General features: G+C 64.6%; 15 protein-coding genes. All 15 read right to left on the bottom strand.

Translation table 11 applies throughout. The annotated features are described in order from the left end of the window. Positions 1–37 precede the first annotated feature (37 nt). Positions 38–451 (bottom strand): type II toxin-antitoxin system VapC family toxin, encoded by a 414-nt coding sequence (locus NKJ00_RS27460; RefSeq protein WP_352440512.1) that lies wholly within the window; start codon positions 449–451, stop codon positions 38–40. Continuing rightward, positions 448–696, bottom strand: a complete 249-nt coding sequence (locus tag NKJ00_RS27465; RefSeq protein ID WP_352440513.1) for a plasmid stabilization protein — start codon at positions 694–696, stop codon at positions 448–450. Before NKJ00_RS27465 ends, NKJ00_RS27460 begins: the two co-directional genes overlap by 4 nt. 71 nt (positions 697–767) lie before the next feature. Beyond that, positions 768–1,049 carry a cupin domain-containing protein gene (locus NKJ00_RS27470; protein ID WP_023810622.1) on the bottom strand — a complete coding sequence of 94 codons (282 nt, stop codon included), beginning with the start codon at positions 1,047–1,049 and terminating at the stop codon, positions 768–770. Positions 1,050–1,181: 132 nt separating this feature from the next. After that, positions 1,182–1,505 carry a thioredoxin gene (gene trxA / locus NKJ00_RS27475; RefSeq protein WP_023810623.1) on the bottom strand — a complete coding sequence of 108 codons (324 nt, stop codon included), beginning with the start codon at positions 1,503–1,505 and terminating at the stop codon, positions 1,182–1,184. 75 nt (positions 1,506–1,580) lie between these two features. Then, complete coding sequence (gene addA / locus NKJ00_RS27480; protein ID WP_352631988.1) at positions 1,581–5,099, bottom strand: double-strand break repair helicase AddA; 3,519 nt, start codon at positions 5,097–5,099, stop codon at positions 1,581–1,583. After that, on the bottom strand, positions 5,096–8,230 hold the full coding sequence (addB, locus tag NKJ00_RS27485; protein ID WP_352631990.1) for a double-strand break repair protein AddB: 3,135 nt from the start codon (positions 8,228–8,230) through the stop codon (positions 5,096–5,098). Before addB ends, addA begins: the two co-directional genes overlap by 4 nt. Beyond that, positions 8,227–8,955 carry a nucleotidyltransferase family protein gene (locus NKJ00_RS27490; protein WP_023810626.1) on the bottom strand — a complete coding sequence of 243 codons (729 nt, stop codon included), beginning with the start codon at positions 8,953–8,955 and terminating at the stop codon, positions 8,227–8,229. The genes addB and NKJ00_RS27490 overlap by 4 nt, the downstream gene beginning before the upstream one ends. Next, positions 8,952–10,463 carry a tRNA (adenosine(37)-N6)-threonylcarbamoyltransferase complex ATPase subunit type 1 TsaE gene (tsaE, locus tag NKJ00_RS27495; protein WP_352631992.1) on the bottom strand — a complete coding sequence of 504 codons (1,512 nt, stop codon included), beginning with the start codon at positions 10,461–10,463 and terminating at the stop codon, positions 8,952–8,954. Before tsaE ends, NKJ00_RS27490 begins: the two co-directional genes overlap by 4 nt. Before the next feature lie 8 nt (positions 10,464–10,471). Further along, complete coding sequence (locus tag NKJ00_RS27500; RefSeq protein ID WP_352631994.1) at positions 10,472–13,027, bottom strand: sensor histidine kinase; 2,556 nt, start codon at positions 13,025–13,027, stop codon at positions 10,472–10,474. A gap of 199 nt (positions 13,028–13,226) precedes the next feature. Beyond that, entirely contained in the window at positions 13,227–14,627 is a 1,401-nt protein-coding gene (ahcY, locus tag NKJ00_RS27505) for an adenosylhomocysteinase (protein WP_352631996.1), read from the bottom strand. 172 nt (positions 14,628–14,799) lie between these two features. Beyond that, positions 14,800–15,096, bottom strand: a complete 297-nt coding sequence (locus NKJ00_RS27510) for an HPr family phosphocarrier protein (protein ID WP_027039963.1) — start codon at positions 15,094–15,096, stop codon at positions 14,800–14,802. Continuing rightward, the gene (locus NKJ00_RS27515) at positions 15,093–15,494 is read right to left on the bottom strand and encodes a PTS sugar transporter subunit IIA (RefSeq protein WP_010912939.1); all 402 of its coding nucleotides are present in this window, start codon (positions 15,492–15,494) and stop codon (positions 15,093–15,095) included. Before NKJ00_RS27515 ends, NKJ00_RS27510 begins: the two co-directional genes overlap by 4 nt. A gap of 164 nt (positions 15,495–15,658) precedes the next feature. After that, positions 15,659–16,132 carry an HPr kinase/phosphorylase gene (locus tag NKJ00_RS27520; protein ID WP_352631998.1) on the bottom strand — a complete coding sequence of 158 codons (474 nt, stop codon included), beginning with the start codon at positions 16,130–16,132 and terminating at the stop codon, positions 15,659–15,661. Positions 16,133–16,136: 4 nt separating this feature from the next. Next, on the bottom strand, positions 16,137–17,921 hold the full coding sequence (locus NKJ00_RS27525; RefSeq protein WP_013528336.1) for a sensor histidine kinase: 1,785 nt from the start codon (positions 17,919–17,921) through the stop codon (positions 16,137–16,139). Between the two features lie 20 nt (positions 17,922–17,941). Then, complete coding sequence (locus tag NKJ00_RS27530) at positions 17,942–18,643, bottom strand: response regulator transcription factor (protein WP_013528337.1); 702 nt, start codon at positions 18,641–18,643, stop codon at positions 17,942–17,944. Between the last annotated feature and the right edge of the window lie 158 nt (positions 18,644–18,801).

Raw genomic sequence — 18,801 nt, forward strand, 5'->3', positions numbered from 1 at the left:
TCTTCCCAAAACAGAGATCACTTTTGGGCGACATGCATTAGAAATCCCAAGGTGAGATCAGCTCGAGGTTGGCCGGGCCGAAGTCGTTCAGGTTACGCGTTGCCAGCCGACCGCCATTCACGCGCGCTATCGCTGCAATCATGCCATCGGGTGCCGACATGCCCCGGCCCTTGCGCGTCGCCGTTCCCATAATCTCGCCATAAGCCAGAGCCGCCTCCTCCGTCAGCCCAAAAATGCGACCGGCAAAGCGATGGCGCCATTGGGAGAGACCTTGCTCCAGGCGATCGGCACGCTCGTCAGGTCGTATCTTTTGGATACCGAAAGCGATTTCGGCAATCGCCACCGTGGGAAGCGCCAGTTCGGTATCGTTGCGAACCAGCCAAGCCATGACAGCCGCGTCAGGCGCCTTTCCAAGGCTCTCAGAAATCACATTGGTGTCGACGAAAATCAAAGCTCCGGCCCTGTATGGACCTTGCGGTTTTCCCGGATGATTTTTTCCAGATCGATGTCGACGCCAACGCTTGCCGTCAGGCGGGAGTAGAAGGCGGATGCCGGTTCTCGCCCGGCCTCGCGAATCTCATAGGATTCAAGCGCGCGTTCGACGATATCAGCTATTGAGCGGTTTTCGCGACGAGCGAGTCGATGCGCAAGATCACGTGCTTTTGCGCTGCGGACGGAAAGCTGGGGTTCGGCCATTTCAAACTCCCTTTTGAAAAGATATAGCCTTTCCTGCCCCTGCCATCAAGATGGCAGATGATGGCACGCCATCACTTCAGCTCGATCTCGATGAAGGCGTATTCACCCTCATTGGCGCTGATCACGTCGTGCTCGACGCCTTCCTTGCGGAAATAGGGTGCGCCCTTCTTCATCTCGGCGAAGTTCTCGCCATCCTTGGTCACCAGCTTCACCTTGCCGTCCATCAGCGGCACCACGACATAGTCATGGCCATGGCGATGCCAGCCGGTATTGTCGCCCGGCTGGAAGCGGTATTCGGTGACGATGACGCGCTCATTGTCGATGAAGACGGTGGCCTTGGCGGATCCGGTCATATCATTTCTCCCTGCTTGCGCTGCCAACAGAAGACATGGATCGCCCGGATGTGAGGGCCAGAGCCTGTTACCAATGACGCCAACAAAAAGCCCGGCGCGAGGCCGGGCTTGATATCAGGAATTTCAGACAGGTCAGGCGAGGTTGCCATTGATCCAGTGCGACAGCGCGGTCTTCGGCGCCGCACCCACCTTCATGTCGGCCATTTCGCCGCCCTTGAAGATCATCAGCGTCGGGATCGAGCGCACGCCGAACTGGGCGGCAAGCTCGGGATTCTCGTCGATGTTCAGCTTGGCGATCTTGACCTTGGCGCCGAGTTCGGTGGCGATGTCTTCGAGCGCCGGAGCGATCTGCTTGCAGGGGCCGCACCATTCCGCCCAGAAATCGACGACGACCGGTACGTTGGCGTCAAGCACGTCAGCCTGGAAGTTGCTCTTGTCGACCTTCACGGTTGCCATATGGAAAATCCTTTTGAAAGTTTTTGTACCACCAAATGTGGTGGCGATCGCGCCCTTCTTCAAGCAGGTGTTGTGTCACGCTCGCGTGAGTCGAGCAAGAGCGTCGTCCATGGCGCTGGCCGGCAGTTCGATCAGCCGTGGCGCCTCGGTGAACAGCAAGGCCGCCTTGACCGTGCGGCCGGGATAGAGCGGTTGCAGCAAGGCGCGATAGAGCGCGAGCTGCAGGACATAGGCCGGCGTAACCTCGGCCAGAGAGCCGGGCGCCGGCCGATTGGTCTTGTAGTCGACGATCGACACACTGTCCGATGTCACCGCCAACCGGTCGATCTTGCCGGAAATCGAGCGCTTCTTGCCCTTGACCTCCAGGCTGCCCATGATCGCGACTTCGGCACGCGACGATGGCGCAAACAACTGACCGAAGCCGACGTCGGCAAGGATTGATGTGACCGACGCCAGGGCTTTTTCGCGCTCTGACGGCGGCCAGTCCGCGCCCGTTCTTGCGAGATAGCGCCGCGCCGCGCCCGTGCGTTCGGGCTCGGCAATGCCGGGCAGCATCTGCAGCAGTTTGTGCAGGGCAAGCCCGCGCAGCACCGCAAAGCCCGGCTCGGCATCGGCGTCCAGCACCGGAGACGTCTTGTCGACCACAGCTTCCTTGCCTTCGTCTATCAGCGCCGAGGCACCGGATGGCGACAGCGGACGCGGCAGATCCTCGAAGGGCGGCAAGGGCCGGAACAAAGTCGCCGGCAAAGGTCCGAAAGCATCCGTCCGCCGCGCCTGCTCGCTGGAAGCCTGGGCGACCGGCGGCAGCTTGGTGACATGGAAACGATGCACCGGCTCGCCGCCGGCGGGATGCGCACGCTGTTCGCTTTCCGGCGCGCCGATCAGCGCGCGGCTGACGATCGAGTGCCAGGTGCCGGCGTTCGGCGCCCGCTTGCCGTGATAGCCGCAGACGATCAGCCGGTCCTCGGCACGGGTCATGCCGACATAGAGCAGCCGGCGGTATTCGTCGTCGGCGAGTTCCCGTGCCCGCGCTGCCGCTGCTTTGGAAAAGCCGTTGGCGACGTCGCTGGCCGAGCGCCAGAGATAGCCCTTGCCGTCCCAATTCGCGCCGGAGCCGTCGAAGGGCATCAGGCGCGGCAAATGCTGGTCGCTGAACGGGGCGGAACCGCCATCGACCAGGAACACGACCGGCGCTTCCAGCCCCTTGGCAGCGTGCACGGTCATGACCCGGACCTCGTCGCGGGTCTGGTCCATCTCCCGCTTGATCTCGGGACCGGCGTTTTCCAGCGTCGACAGGAAGGCTTCCAGCCCCGGCAGGCCGGTTCGCTCCTCGGCAAGGCAGAAGCTCAGGAACTCGTCGAGAATGTCGCCGGCTTCGGGCCCAAGCCGCGCGATCATCTTGCGGCGCACGCCATCGCGCGCCAGCAGGCAAGCGTAAAACTCGAACACCGGTTTGAAGGCGGCCTCGTTCGTCCAGATGTCGACCTGAGCGACGATCTTCGCCATTCTCTCGCTTTCGCCGGCGTGCTGGCGCAGCGATGCGATCAACGACAGGCCAGCCGGCCTCTGCGCGGCGAGCGTGAAAAGCGTCTCTTCCGGCAGATCGAAGATCGGGCTGCGCAGCACCGCGGCGAGCGACAGGTCGTCCTGCGGCTGGATGAGGAGGTGACCGAGCGCAATCAGGTCCTTGACCGCGATGTGCCCGGGCAGGCTCAGCCGGTCGGCGCCGGCGACCGGAATGTCGCGGCGTTTGAGTGCGCGGGTCAGCGCATGGACGAAGCGATCGCGTTTGCGCACCAGCACAAGCACATCGCCCGGCCGCAGCCGCTTGCCGCGACCCTCGATGATCTCACCGGTGCCGATCCAGCCGGCTATGGTGGCGGCGACGTTCTCGGCCACGCGCACCGCCGGCGCGTGCGCATGGTCGATGGCTTGCGTCCAGTCGTCGGGCTCATCGACGACATCGGCGCCGACTGACGGCCACACCTCGACATAGCCCGGTGCGTCGGTGCGGATCGCCTGGTGGCGCAGCGGATCGGGATCATGGCTGATGCCGCGCCGCACGCTCGCGTCGGCAAAGACGCGGTCGACCGCGGTCAGAACATCGTCGGTCGAGCGGAACGACCAGGTCAGCTTGAGGTCGGCAAAGGACGCCTCGGCGTCACGCACTCGTCCGGCGAACAACAGCCGGCTGTCGGCGAAGGAGTCCGGGGCAGCCCCCTGGAACGAATAGATCGACTGCTTCTCGTCGCCGACGGCGAAGACCGTGCGATGGACCCTGTCGCGCGCGCCCAAGCCGGCAAAGAATTCTTCCGCCAGCCGTTTCACCACTTCCCATTGGTCCGGACTGGTGTCCTGCGCTTCATCGAGCAGGATATGGTCGATGCCCTGGTCGAGCTTGTACTGCACCCAGGGGCCGGCGTCTGGTCGCGCCAGCAGGTTGACGGTGCGGGTGATCAGGTCGTTGAAATCGAGAAAGCCGCGGCTGCGCTTCAGCATTTCGTAGCGGGCGATCAGCCAGTCGGCGATGGTCAGCGCCGCTCTTGTACCCTCCAGCATCCGGAACAGGGCCAGCCGGTCGGTGGTTTCGACGATGGCGTTGGCGGCCGAGAGATAGCGCTCCGCCAGATCCGGCAGCCGGTCGACCAGGGCCTTCTTGAAGGCCTTTGCCGGGTCGTAGGCGTCGCCATCGGTCTTGAGGAAGGCTCGCGCGAGCAGTTGCAGGCGCCGAATGGGATCGCCCTCGGCGAAAGCCTGCCGCGCATAGGGCAGGATGTTGTTCAGCACCGATCTGGCGTCGGTGGCCCCGGCTGCGTGGGCGAAGCCGGCAAAATAGTCGGGCAGGAAACCCGGCAACGGCCATACCGAAGCGGCTATGCCCTCGGCCGTCTGGCCTGGATGGAAATGGAATTCGTCGAACAGGGCCTGGAAGCGCGTGCCGTCACGCCCGACGGCGTCGATGAAATTGCGCAAGCCGTCGCGCTTGCGCACGATCTCACCCAGCAAGGCGTCTAGCCCGGCTTCGCCGCCCCGATCGAGAATGGCGGCAAAAGCCTCAGCCAGATTCTTGTCACCGGCGGATGTGCCCGAAATCATCTCGCGGCGAGCCGCGGCAAACAGCGAGGCCTCCATCTGGCCGTCGAGCATCTCGAAATGGGCCGGGATATTGGCTTCCAGCGGGAACTGGTGCAGCACCGATTCGCAGAAGGCATGGATGGTCTGGATCTTCAGCCCACCGGGTGTTTCCAGCGCCTCGGCGAACAGGCGCCGCGCCCGGCGCATGGTCTCGAGATCGGGCCGGCGGCCCTCCAGCGCCTCGACCTTTGCCGCAAGGTCCGCGTCACCAAGCGTCGTCCACTCCGACAGCGTCGAGAACACCCGGTTCGACATGTTGGCGGCGGCGGCACGCGTATAGGTCAGGCACAGGATCTTCGACGGATCGGTGCCGCGCAGCAGCAGCCGGATGACGCGCTGGGCCAGCACATGGGTCTTGCCGGATCCGGCATTCGCCGACACCCAGGCGGAATTGCCGGGATCGGCGGCGCGGGCCTGGCTGGTCGCGGTGTCGCTGGGGATCGGATAGGCCTTTTTCATGCCTCCCCTCCCTCGTCACCGGCATCGCCGCCTGCCGACCATTCGAGCACGCGGGCAAGATGGTCGTAGTCGCCATCGGTCTCGCCTTCGCGGAACGGCAGCGCGCGCGACAGATAACCCGTCGCAGGATCGGCATAGTGGATCAACAGCTTTTCCAGCCGCGCCCAGGCCTCTTCGGCAAGGTCGGTCGCGGTCCGCGGCTGGCGATTGTGTTCGAGGATGGATTCCTCGAACACCTCGCCATTCGGCTTCAGCCTGATGAAGGCCAGTTGAGAGGGCTCGCGCGCGCCCAAATCCTTGAAGGCGCCGCGCCTGAGCAGCGCGCCCTCCAACGCCAGTTGCGGCGCAAGCAGTGTGTGCGCCTGCGCCTTGGACGGCGAGGACCCCGTCTTGTAATCCAGTATGTCGGCCATGCCGCCGGCCAAAAGGTCAACGCGGTCGGCGTAGCCGGACAGAGTCACGCCGGATTGGCCGACGACGGTCTTTCCGGCGCGCTCCTCGGCATGGCGCCTTGTCACTGCATCGGCGCGCGTGCGCTCCCACTCGATGATGTTTGCGGCGAGTTTCTCGAAACGTGGCCACCACACGGCCTCGACATCCGCCGGAAGGTCGGCTTCGACGAAACAGACGCGGCCGGCGGCGATAAGGCCGGCAAGCGCATCGGGGGCGCGCGGATCGGCGACGCTGCCTGAGAACAGGTGCAGGATGGCGTGAAACAGCGTGCCGCGCTCGGCCGCACCAGGATCGCGAATGACCGGATCGAGCGGCATCAGGCCGAGGATGCGTCTTGCATAGACGGCGTAGGGGTCACGGCGCAGGGTCTCGATCTCGGTGACCGAGAAATGCGTCGGGCGCACCGACAAGGGCGGCTTCGGCTGCGGCCGTGGCGCGAAATCCTGCCTTGGGCCTGTATCCAGCGCGCGCGCCCAGGCGAGCAGTTCGTCGCCACGCCGGCGCAACTCTGCTGCCTGATCGTTGCCGATGAAGGTCAACAGCCGCTGCAGCCAGCGTGATGGCACGGCGGGTGCGTCGCCGGCACGCGCCGAGCGGGACAGCACGACCTTCCCAGCCCCCATGGCCATCTGGAAATCATGCGCGGCAAGGCCGATGCGCCGTTCCGGCGGTTCGAGGTCGATGCCGGTCTTCATCAGCCGCGACATGAAGCGGTCGCTCTCTGGCTTGCGCGGCCACACGCCCTCGTTGAGCCCGCCGATGACCAGCGTATCGACAGTCTGCAAGCGCGCTTCCAGCGCGCCCCAGATGGCGATGTTCCGGTCGGTGCCGTGTGCCGGCTTGACCGTTTCAGGCGCGATCAGCGCCGCCATGATATCGGGCCACTCGGTCGCCGTGAAGGATAGCGAAGCCGAAGCCGCGACCAGCCCGCGCAGCAGTTCGGCAAGCTTCTCGCCGGCGTCACCGGCATAGAGTTCGGCAAGGCCGCCATCGACGGTGCGGCCGAGATTTTCGAGGATGGCGACACTGGCCCTGACAAGCGCGGCAAGGTCGGCATCGTCCCGGCCGCGGAAGGCTGCGAGCGGCGCCAGCGCCTGCTTGAGACGTTCAAGCAAATTCCGGGCGGTTTCGATGGAGCGCACGGTCAGCCGGGAAAACCAGAAGGGCTGCCGGCTGCCGCCGCCCAGGCCGGTGAGGCGGGCCTCAAACAGTTCCGGCAGCGAAACGATGTCGGGGCGGCCGGTGCCGCCGCGCAGCGCCACCAGCTCGACCAGTTCCGCCGCGTGGCGCACATCGGCCCGTTCGAGGCCAAGGCCAAGCAGCGGATGCTTGAGCAGCGACAGCAGGCCGACCGGATCGCCTGGCCTGAATAATGCCTCGAGCACCAGCCTGAGCAGGCTGGCCGCGGGGGTGTTGGCGAGCGGCGTGCCACCGGAATCGTCGGCGGCGACGCCGAAGCGCTGGAGCTCGATCGAGACGCGCCGCGCCAGCGCGCGGTCGCCGGTGACGAGAGCCGCCCTTTGGCCGGGCTGTTCAACCGCGCGCTTGAGCGCGACGGCGATGGCGACGGCTTCATCACGTTCGCTTGCAGCTTCGAGCAAGGTCACCCCGGCGAAGGCGCCGGCCATATCGGAGGCCGGGAAGCCCGCACGTGTCTCGGCCCAGAGTTCGGTGGTCTCGGCCGGCCGCAGCGCTTCGCCGACAAGAGCGGCGCGGAGCGCCAGACGCGGCTCGGCCACGCCGAGCTCGTCGACGTCACCGCGCAGCCCGCCGACCTTGGCGATCAATCTGGCCAGGCCATATTGCGGGTGGCCGAGCACGGCTGGACGCGCGCCTGGCGCGGCGATTGCCTGGAACGACGCTTCGTCCAGCGTACGGTCGAGGCCGGGCAGCACGATGGCGCCGCCGGGCAGGCCGGCGATTGCGGCAAGCAGTTCGGCCGTGGCGGGTATCGAGCCGGTCGAGCCCGCGGCGATAACGGGGCCGGCGGGCGGATTGCGCAGCAGCCGCGCCGCCTCGGCGCGGATCAGCGCACTGCGATGCGCGGCCGGATTGGAGCGGTCGCTTTCCGCGAGGAATTTCGGCCAGGCTTCGGTGACGATGCCGAGGAATTCGAGCGTCACCTGCCACCATCCGGCAAGATTGCCGGTCACCAGATCTGTGAGCTTGGCCCAGTCGGTGCCTTCCGTCTCGATCTCGTCCATCAGCCGGGCGAGATCGCGCGCCAGCCAGATTGCGTCGGCGGTGGAAGCCGGGATGACGATCTCCTCGGCGAAAAGGGCGGCGACATGCGCCGGCAGCCGGCGTTTCCAGGCCCGAACCAGCGGCGTCAGCAGCAACAGGCGTTCGGTTGCCGAAATCGGCGGCGCGAGATCGATGGCCGCCGATGCCTCCGTCTCGAATGCGGCCTCATCCTCGTCGAACTCGCCCAGTGGCCGGATGACCGGCAGGATCGCCGAGCCGCCGCCGCCGCGTGCCGCCAGGCTGTCGACGAAGACACCCCGCAGAGCGCGCGCAGCACGGCGTGTCGGCACATAGATGGTGACATCGGCCAAAGCGAGCGGGTCGCCGTCAAATCGAAACCCCGGGACAAGACGGCCGGCAAGCAGCGCCTCGGCAAGCGTCGGCAGAAACGGCGCTCCGGGCGGGATCGAGAAAACGCGGCTGGAGCCGCTCATTGCGACTCGATGAGCGCACCGGCGACCGCCGCTTCCGCGAGCGGTACGGCATCGGGCGTGCCGACGGTGATCCAGTGGCCATGCATCGGCATGCCGAACAGGCGGCCGGCCGCGATGGCGGAATCGAAATAGGCGTTGAGCGAGTGCGGCCCGGCCGGTGCACCCTCGAACAGGCGCGGATGGACGATCGCCGCCCCGGCATAGATCAGCCCCGCCGGGTCGCCTTTCGAACGCCGTAAGCCGCCATCCGGCGCCACCAGGAAATCGGTGCTGCCGCAGTGTCCGGTCGCCTGTTGGAGATCCGCCAGCATCAGCAGAATATCCATTTTCGCCGCGTCCCATGCAAGGGCGAGGCGCTGGAGATTGAGCGGACCGTCATCGATCCAGAAGGTGTCGGCGTTGAGGATGTAGAAGGGCTGATCGCCCAGTTCCCGCAACGCCTTGACGATGCCGCCGGCGGAATCGAGCAGTTGTTCGCTCTCGTCGGAAATGACGATGTTTGGCGCGCGGCGGGCAGTGACATGGGCGACGATCTGTTCGGGAAAGTAGTGAACGTTGACGACCGCCTTGCCGACGCCGGCGGCGGCCAGGCTGTCCAGGCTCCAGTCGAGCAACGTCTTGCCGGCAATCCTGACCAGCGGCTTGGGAATGGTGTCGGTGATCGGCCGCATGCGTTTGCCAAGGCCGGCGGCAAGTACGATGGCGGTGTCCGGTCCTGCTGTCACAGCGCTCGCTCCTCCAGCAAACCGTGGGCGTCGTAGAACTCGCGCAGGCTTGCCAGCGCCGGATGAGACAAGGCCCGGCGCAGATAATCGCGGATGCGCGGCAGGTGCTTCAGATAGTAGGGCTTGCCGTCGCGTTTTTCGAGACGGACGAAGATGCCGAGGATCTTGGAATTTCGCTGCGCCGCCATGATGGCGTAGGATTCCAGGAAGCTTGCTTCGTCGAAAGCACCGGCTGCGTGGCGCGCCGCGACATAGGCATCGAGCGCCGCTCTCTCGAGCTCGGGCGACATCGTAACACGAGCGTCCATGGCAAGCGAAGCGACGTCATAGGCGGACGGGCCGATCAGCGCATCCTGGAAATCGACGATGCCCAGCCGGTCATGGCCGGAACGATCACCGCGCCAGATGATGTTGGGTGAATGGAAATCGCGCAGCATCAGCGTGACCTCGCGGCCTTGCAGCCGGTCGAGGAGCGCGTTCCATTCCTTGTGGTAACCGGCGCGCAAGGCATCGCTTGCCGGGGCGCCGGAGATTGCAGGCACGTACCAGTCGACCAGCAGGTCGGCTTCGATCATCATCGCATCGCGGTCGAAGGGTGGCACGTCGTGGAAGCCGCCGTGTCCCGTTTCCAGGCGCCGCGGCCAATTTCTGCCATGCATCATGGCCAGCAGCTCGGCCGCCGCCGCGCAGCGCTCGGCGACCGGCTGGCCATCGCTGCCGAGGAACCCTTCGGAACCAAGATGTTCGAGCAGCAGGAATCCCTGTTCCTGGTCTTCGGCATGGATTTCCGGGACACTGACGCCGCCGGCCCTCAAGGCGCGGTCGATGGCGACGAAGGCGGAGACCGACTGGGCGGTATGAGCGATCTCGGCATAGGGCCTGCCATCGCGCACCGGGGGGCCGAGCACCAGCCGTGGCGAATTCATCAGCACTCGCGGCTTCTGGTCCGGCAGCGAAACGATCTCATAGGAGCGGGCCGAGGCATCGCCAATGAAATGGCGGCGTTGCGCTTCCCCCCAGCCTGCGTTCACGAGAAAGTCGCGCATGGCCAGCGACCGTGCCGCCCGATCGAAGGCAGTTCCCTGCCCCGACAATCGCGCCAGCCGGCCGTCGCCATGCTGGACGAGCTCGATCAGGATCGTGGTTTTCGGCAGATGGGCTTCCGCCCGTTCCGGCCATTCGACCAAAGCAGCACCCTGCGCCAGGGCTTCGTCGAAACCAAGTTCATCGAGCTCGTCCGCCGAGGACAGGCGGTAGAGATCGAAATGATGGACCGGAATGCGGGTGTCGTAGCTCTGCACCAATGTGAAGGTCGGACTCGGAACGTCGAGGCCGGCATCGTCGGCCAGGGTCCTGATCAAGGCCCGCGCCAGCGTCGACTTGCCGGCGCCCAGATCGCCCTTGAGGGCGAGCACGTCGCCCGAGCGCAGCGACAGCGCCAAATCTTCGCCCAGCCGCGCTGTGTGGGTCTCGTCGGCGAGTAATCGCTCCAGCACCAGTCCGGTCATCGAACGCGCTACTCGGCCGCGGCGCGGATGCCCGGCATGTCTGGAAAGGTGCAGATGACGGTCGTGCCCTTGTCCTTGCCGGTTTCGATGCGAACGCTGCCGCCATGCAGCTCGACGAAGCTCTTGACGATCGACAAGCCGAGGCCGGCGCCGCGCCGGCGGCCGCCATTGGCGCGCGGCTCGAAACGGCGGAACACCGAATCAAGCACATCCGGCGGCATGCCGGGGCCGTCGTCATGAACCGAGAATTCCACCCCGTCCGCCAGATGGCGGCAAGTGAGCCGGATGATGCTGGCTTCCGGGGCGTAATTGGCTGCGTTGCTGAGCAGATTGTAGAGGATCTGGCGGACGCGGACCTCATCGCCGTGAAATGTCTTCGGCGCCGCGACGGCGTCGACCTGGAGACTGATCGAATGCTCTTCCAGCCGGTCGGCCACCAGCTCGGCCGCAGCGGCGATGGTGCGATCGACCTGCACTTCGGAGATGTCGAGCTGCATGATGCCGGCGTCCACCGTCGCCAGGTCGAGGATGTCGTTGACGATGGTGAGCAGGACCGAGGAGGACGAGCTGACATGCTCGACATATTCGCGCTGCTTCTGCGTCAGCGGACCGGTCGTGGGCTGCGACAGGAGTTCGGTGAAGCCGATGATGTTGGTCAGCGGCGAGCGCAGTTCATAGGAGACGTGCTGGACGAATTCGTTCTTGAGCTGGTCGGACTTTTGCAGCGCCTCGTTCTTGTCCTTCAGCGCCCGCTCGACATGGACGCTGTCGGTAACGTCGACGAAGGTCATCATCACCTGCCCGTTGGGCAGCGGGATCATGGCGTAACTCAGCACATTGCCGTTGTTGAGCTCGGTCTGTCCGTGGCGGTCGCGGCGCTCGTCGTCAAAGCCGGTGATGGCGGCAACGAAGCTGGGCCAGGGGCTGTCCGCGGCCTGCCGGTCGCAGAGGTCACGTATCGCCGACACATGGACGCTGGGCTTGGCCGCTTCACCGCTCAATCCCCAGAGAGTGGCAAAGGCAGGATTCGACAGCCGGAGCCTGCCGTCGGGTCCGAACACCGCCACGCCTTCGGCAAGATTGTCGAGCGTCTCGCCCTGAACCCGCACCGCTGTCTGGTAGCGGCTTTCGAGGTCCATCTTCTCGGTCAGGTTCTCGAACACCCAGGTCACGCCGCCCTTGGGCTGCGGATTGGCGACGACGCGAATGGTCTTGCCATCCGGCAGATGCCACCAATGTTCCTGGGATTCGACGGCGCGATAGGCGCCGAGCAGGCCTTCCTTCCAGCGGCGCCATTCAGGCTGTTCGGCGATCTTGCCTTCGCTGCGCAGCCGGTCGAGCAGCAAGGCATTGTCGGGTGCGCTGTGCAGGAAGCCGGCGTCCAGCCCCCAAAGCTTCTGGAAGGCCTGATTGAAGAACCGCAGCTTCTCGTCGATGTCGAAAATGGCGACCGCCGTGTTGAGCTGGTCGAGCGTGTCGGCGTGGCTTCGCACCGTCCGTTCGTATTCGCCGCGAACGGCCTCAATGGCACTGGTGTCGCAGGCAAGGCCGGCCGAGCCATCGCTGCCGGCGAAATCGGTGACCGCGAACACACGGCGGTCACCTTCGATCACGGTGGACAGCGACTGCTCGAAAACCGGATGCGTCTTGTGCTGGGCGGCAATAGCATCGCGCGCCTGACCGCCGAGGAACTCCTTTTTCTCCCGAACCGCGGCTTCGGCATTTTCGGCTTCGACGGCATCGGCATAGGCGCGGTTGACCCACTTCAGCCCGCCATCCTCGCCGCGGAGCCATGCCGGCATGTTCATCGCGTCGAGCAGGCCGATCATCGTGTCGTGGTCGGCGGCCAGCCGCTGGTTCTCGATCTTCAGCCTGGCCTGGCTGCGCTGCGTCTCCGAGAGCGAGACGAAACGCACGAGCACATGCGCGGCACTCTTGCGGCCATGCACTTCGAGCGGCGCGCCGGCCTGCGATTCGATGACGAGGTCGAAGGGTTTGGCCCTTTCGCGCAATCCCGCGACGGCATGTTCGAGTGCCGCCGCCGAACGCGGCATCAGCCAGCGGCCGAAAGCAAGAAAAGCGGCCCTATCCTCGGGAGCGCCGCTTTCGACGGGCAATGTGCCGATGAGCTCGGGCTTCTTGTTTTCCGCGGCCCAGACGACGACGCGCTGGTCGCGCAGATTGAGCAGCGCCTCGGAGCGACGGAGCGCCGCGTTGATGTCGGCCAGGCGGCTCCTGAGTTCGACATTCTCCGCCGAGGTGCGGGCTCTTTCGCGGATCAGAACGATGGCCGATATCAGTGCGGCACCCGTCACACCGACGAACACGGCAAGCTGCATGACCTCGATGGCGCTCAGCGACAGTCCAGCCACGCTGGCAGCAGCGGTTTCGGCATGCGCGACGGCGCCTGTCAAGGGGACCGCGAGCGCGGCGGTGGCAAGGAATGTCGACGCGCGGGCGCACCAGGACAGGCTCCCGCCTTCCAGGGCGGAGCCAGCAATCCCCGAATCGTCATGGCCGCCGGAAACGGCCCGTCCCGCTCTGTGCGGGTGTTGCCCCGGCATGTCTTGGTCCTCTCCGCCGCCTGAATGCAAGACCGCCCTGATGCGTGCCTCTCTTGACCCTCTCGGGCTGGAAGCATCGCCGAATCACCTGACAATAACCCCTCGCCGAATCGCCGTGAAGGCTGATGGCGCGCAAAAATATGGCCGGGCGAAAAGTCAATCGCCCGGCCTCAATATCTGGTAGTAATTTTAGCTTTGGTTAATAGCGGTAGTGTTCCGGCTTGAACGGACCCTGCGGCGTGACGCCGATATAGGCGGCTTGTTCACCCGACAGTTCGGTCAAGCGGGCGCCGAGCTTGTCGAGATGCAGGCGCGCGACCTTTTCGTCGAGATGCTTGGGCAGGACATAGACCTGGTTCTCGTACTGGCCGGGCTTGGTGTAGAGCTCGATCTGGGCCAGCACCTGGTTGGTGAAGGATGCCGACATGACGAAGCTCGGGTGGCCGGTGGCGTTGCCGAGATTGAGCAGCCGCCCTTCCGACAAAAGGATCATCCGCTTGCCGTCCGCGAAGGTGATCATGTCGACCTGCGGCTTGACGTTTGTCCATTTCAAATTGCGCAGCGCGGCGACCTGGATCTCATTGTCGAAATGGCCGATGTTGCCGACGATGACCATGTCCTTCATCGAGCGCATATGGTCGAGGGTGACGACATCCTTGTTGCCGGTGGTGGTGATGACGATGTCGGCGGTGGGGGCCGCATCTTCCAGCGTGACGACTTCAAAACCGTCCATCGCCGCCTGCAGGGCGCATATCGGATCGACCTCGGTGACCTTGACGCGGGCGCCGGCGCCCTTGAGCGAGGCCGACGAGCCCTTGCCGACGTCGCCATAACCGCACACGACAGCGACCTTGCCGGCCATCATCGTGTCGGTGCCGCGGCGGATGCCGTCGACCAGCGATTCCTTGCAGCCATATTTGTTGTCGAACTTCGACTTGGTGACCGAGTCGTTGACGTTGATGGCGGGGAAGGGCAGCAGGCCCTTCTTCTGCAGTTGGTAGAGCCGGTTGACGCCGGTGGTCGTCTCTTCGGTGACACCGCGGATCGCCGCCTTTTGCTTGGTGAAGAAGCCGGGCGAAGCCTTCAGGCGCTTCTTGACCTGGGCGTAGAAGTATTCCTCTTCCTCGCTCTGCGGGTTGGACAGCACATCCTCGCCTGCCTCGGCGCGGGCGCCGATCAGGATGTACATGGTGGCATCGCCGCCATCATCGAGGATCATGTTGGACAGGCCGCCATCGGCCCACTGGAAGATCTTGTCGGTGTAGTCCCAATATTCCTCGAGCGACTCGCCCTTGACGGCGAACACCGGGATGCCGGCTTCGGCGATGGCCGCGGCTGCATGGTCCTGGGTCGAGAAGATGTTGCAGGAGGCCCAGCGGATATCGGCGCCCAGTACCTTCAGCGTCTCGATCAGCACCGCCGTCTGGATCGTCATGTGCAGCGAGCCGGTGATGCGCGCGCCCTTGAGCGGCTGCTTGGGACCGAATTCCTCACGGCAGGCCATCAGGCCCGGCATTTCGGTTTCGGCGATCTCGAGTTCCTTGCGGCCCCAGCCGGCAAGCGAGATGTCGGCGACCACATAGTCCTTGCTACCCGTCATGGCAGTACTCCGATGCGAATGTTGTGCTTGCGAATTTGTTGCGGACACGCCCGCGCCGGTCGGCGCGTCGAAGGGCGCGAATTGCCGGCCTGACTAGCAGATCGGAGCAGGGTCGACAATGGGATATAAAGAAATCTTTATCCCTGCATGTCTCTCAGACGCGCATCTGCACTCAGCATTCCTCGCCAAAGCGGGACGCCACCAGCTGCTCCAGGGCGTCGATGACCTGCCGGGCCTCCGGCCCGCTGGCGGTGACGCGGATCGAATAGCCGGGGCTTGCCGCCAGCATCATCAGGCCCATGATCGAGGTGCCGCCGACCTTGACGCCATCCTTCTCGACATGCACCGAGGCATCGAAGCCGCTGGCCAGCTGGACGAACTTCGCCGAAGCGCGCGCATGAAGGCCACGTTGGTTGATGATGGGAAAATCCCGGACAATTTGGTCTTTTTCCGGGGACAGCGCGGTCATTTGCTGCTCAGGAGCTGGCTGGCGACGTTGATGTATTTGCGGCCGGCGGCCTGAGCCTCATCGAGCGCGGCGGCCATATTGTCGCCCTTGCGGATTGAGGAGAGCTTGATCAGCATCGGCAGGTTCATGCCGGCGATCACCTCGGTGCGGCCGGATTCCATCACCGAAATGGCAAGGTTGGAGGGCGTGCCGCCGAACATGTCGGTCAGCACGATGACGCCCGCCCCGGTATCGACACGGGCAACAGCGTCGACGATGTCGCGGCGACGCTGCTCCATATCGTCGTCGGCACCGATCGCCACGGTTTCGAAATTGTCTTGTGGCCCGACGACATGTTCGACGGCATGTCGGAACTCGGTGGCCAGTTGACCGTGCGTTACAAGCACGAGTCCGATCATTCTTTGGTGGCTCCCGTCATCGCCGCTTCACAGGCGCATTTTATGCTCGCCAGCCAATCCAGGCGGCGGGAGCGCTATCTTGTCGACGCACGGCCCGTTGACAAGCCCAAAATTGCGCAGGCACATGCCATTTTGACGCATTGCAGCAAAAAACCCGGAACGGATCATAGAAAAGGCGCGATCGACAGCCGCGCCATCACGACCGGCAAGACCGCTGGGACATTGCGTTCGACCACGTCGACCCGCGGCACCAGACAGCCCGCAATGCTGCTTGCGGTATCCTCCTGGAAGCGCACCGCTTCACCGGCCGGCACCAGGCGGACATGGAGGTCGACGAGGCCTGCCGGCTCGAATGGCAGAGGTCGGGGGCCGAGCCCCGGCACCTCGGCGAGGCCTTCTATGGCGGCGGGAGCGCGGCACAGCAGCCGCCCGGCATGCGCCTCGACGAAGAGCTGATCGTCGCCGACGAGCCGCGAGAACAGGCCGCGATGGCGACAATGGTCGATGAGCGCCAGTGCCAGCGTCGTCTTGCCCGAGCCGGATGCTCCGGTGACGAGAATGCCGCGCTCGCCGATCAAAACCATTGTCGCGTGAATGTTTTCAGGCTGCACGGCTGGACCAGGCGTGGTGGAATTCATGCTCTCAGCCTTCGGCCGGCAATGTCACCACAAAGCGTGCGCCCTTGATCTCGCCGGGTTTGGTGCCGGGGATGTTCTCGGCGGTCAGCGTGCCGCCATGGGCCTCGACGATTTGCCTGGATATCGACAGGCCAAGGCCCGAATTCTGGCCGAATGCCTCGCCGGCCGGCCGATCCGTGTAGAAGCGCTCGAAGATGCGGTCGATGTTGTCGGCGCGGATGCCGGGGCCATTGTCGTCGACGGTGACGATGTTGAACTTGCCGGCACGCGCCAGCGAGAGGCTGATGTGGCCATGGTCCTCGGGAACGAAGGAACGGGCGTTCTCGATCAAATTGGTGATGACCTGGCCGATGCGCAGATCATGCCCGACGACGACGTAGCCTTTGACGCCTTGCGGCAGTTTGGCGGCCTTGAACTCGATCTCGACCGCCTTCTTGTTACGCGTCGCTTCGCGCGAAACGGCGACGAGATCGGTGATGAATTTCTTCAGGTCGACCGTCCCGGCATCCTCGCGCGCCAGTTCGGCGTCGAGGCGCGAGGCGTCGGAAATATCGGTGATGAGCCGGTCCAGCCGCCTGACATCGTGCTGGATGATATCCATCAGTCGGCCGCGCGAATCGTCGTTCTTGGCCAGCGGCAAGGTTTCCACCGCGCTGCGCAGCGACGTCAGCGGGTTCTTCAATTCATGCGACACGTCGGCCGCAAAGCTTTCGATCGCCTCGATACGGGCGTAGAGCGCGTTGGTCATGTCGCGTATGGCGATCGACAGATTGCCGATCTCGTCCTGACGGTCGGAAAAGTCGGGGATCTCTTCACGGCTCTTGACGCCGCGCCGCACCCGCACCGCCGCCGCCGACAGCCGGCGCAGCGGATTGGCGATGGTGGAGGCAAGCAGCATTGACAGGATGGCGGTGACAAGGGCCGCGATACCGAAGACGCGCAGGATCGCCTTGCGCTCGGCGGCGACGATCTTGTCGATGTCGCCGCCTTCGGTCGACAGCATCAGCACGCCCAGGACGGCACGAAAGCGCTGGATCGGCACCGCCACCGAAACGATCTGCTCGCCCTGCTCGCTGACGCGCACGATGGTCGACGGGCTGCCGGTGAGAGCCTTGACCACTTCCGGGAAAGCGGCGCCATTGCCGCCCGGCTGCTCGTGATAGACCGGCAGCTCGGTGTTGCGGAAGAAGTCGAAGACGAATTTCTGGATGCGCTCGACAAGATCGGGCTCTTCCTCTTCAACCGGCGGCAGATCGTAGCGCAGGATCTGGCCGCGCGAATAGAGGTGGCGCGAATCGAGCAGCAGATTGGCGTCGCGGTCATAGATGCGTGCGCGGGTCCTGGTCGGCGAGATCAGCCTTCTCAGCACCGGCGCGACCCGCTCCGGGTTGATCGGGAAGTCGAGATTGTCGAGCTGGTCGGAGCCGGGTCCCAGGCTTTCGCCGGCCTGCAGCTCAAGCAGCTTTTCCGGGTCGATGCTGATCGAATCCGTCTCGACGGTCGCCGACGCGGCAATGGCGCCGGCGATGATCTCGCCCTGGGTCATCAGGCTTTCGACGCGGGCGTCGATCAGTCCGTCGCGGAAGGTGTTGAGATAGAGGATGCCGGTCACCAGGACGGCGAGGCCGGCAAGGTTGAGGAACAGGATACGCCGCGTCAGGCTGGAAAAGATATGATGACCAAGGAAGCGGCGCATCGGCACCGTGATCTTCGAGACGAAGGACGGCATGATCCGCGACGGCCGCCTGGAGGCGCCCGCCGGTCTTGTTCGCTGTGCTTCCACTGCCATCGAATAGCAGGCCCTGCTACTTACGCTTCGCGGAACCGGTATCCGACTCCGTAAAGGGTTTCGATCATCTCGAAGTCGTCGTCGACGGCCTTGAACTTCTTGCGCAGCCGCTTGATGTGGCTGTCGATGGTGCGGTCGTCGACATAGACCTGTTCATCATAGGCCGAATCCATCAGCGCATCACGGCTTTTTACGACGCCTGGACGCTGCGCCAGCGAATGCAGGATCAGGAACTCGGTGACGGTGAGCGTCACCGGCTCGCCTTTCCAGGTGCAAGTGTGGCGCTCCTGGTCCATGACGAGCTGGCCGCGCTCGAGCGAGCGGGCCTGCTGGCTTGGCGTCTTGGCGGCAGCCTCGCGGGCACTGGCGCGGCGCAGCACGGCGCGCACGCGCTCGACCAGCAGGCGCTGCGAAAAGGGTTTGCGGATGAAGTCGTCGGCGCCCATCTTGAGACCGAACAACTCGTCGATCTCATCGTCCTTGGAGGTCAGGAAGATCACCGGCAGGTCGGACTTCTGGCGCATCCGGCGCAGCAGTTCCATGCCGTCCATGCGCGGCATCTTGATGTCGAGGATGGCAAGGTTCGGCGGGCGTGCCGCCAGGCCTTCCAGCGCCGACGCACCATCCGTGTAGGTCTCGACGCGATACCCCTCGGATTCCAAGGCGATCGACACCGATGTCAGAATGTTGCGGTCGTCATCGACAAGCGCGATTGTTGCCATTTCAAGCGGCTCCCTCATGAGCTGTCCCTTCTGTCGTAGAGAAGGGGCTTTTGCAGGACAAATTAGGTACAAAATGTGGCATAGGCCTTGTCCGCTGTCACGCGCGGCATGCCGGCGGCCACAATCCTACCTCGACATGGGTTGGACGAACGTACATC

Source organism: Mesorhizobium sp. M0227 (assembly GCF_040321855.1).
In the GTDB taxonomy this organism is placed as follows: domain Bacteria; phylum Pseudomonadota; class Alphaproteobacteria; order Rhizobiales; family Rhizobiaceae; genus Mesorhizobium.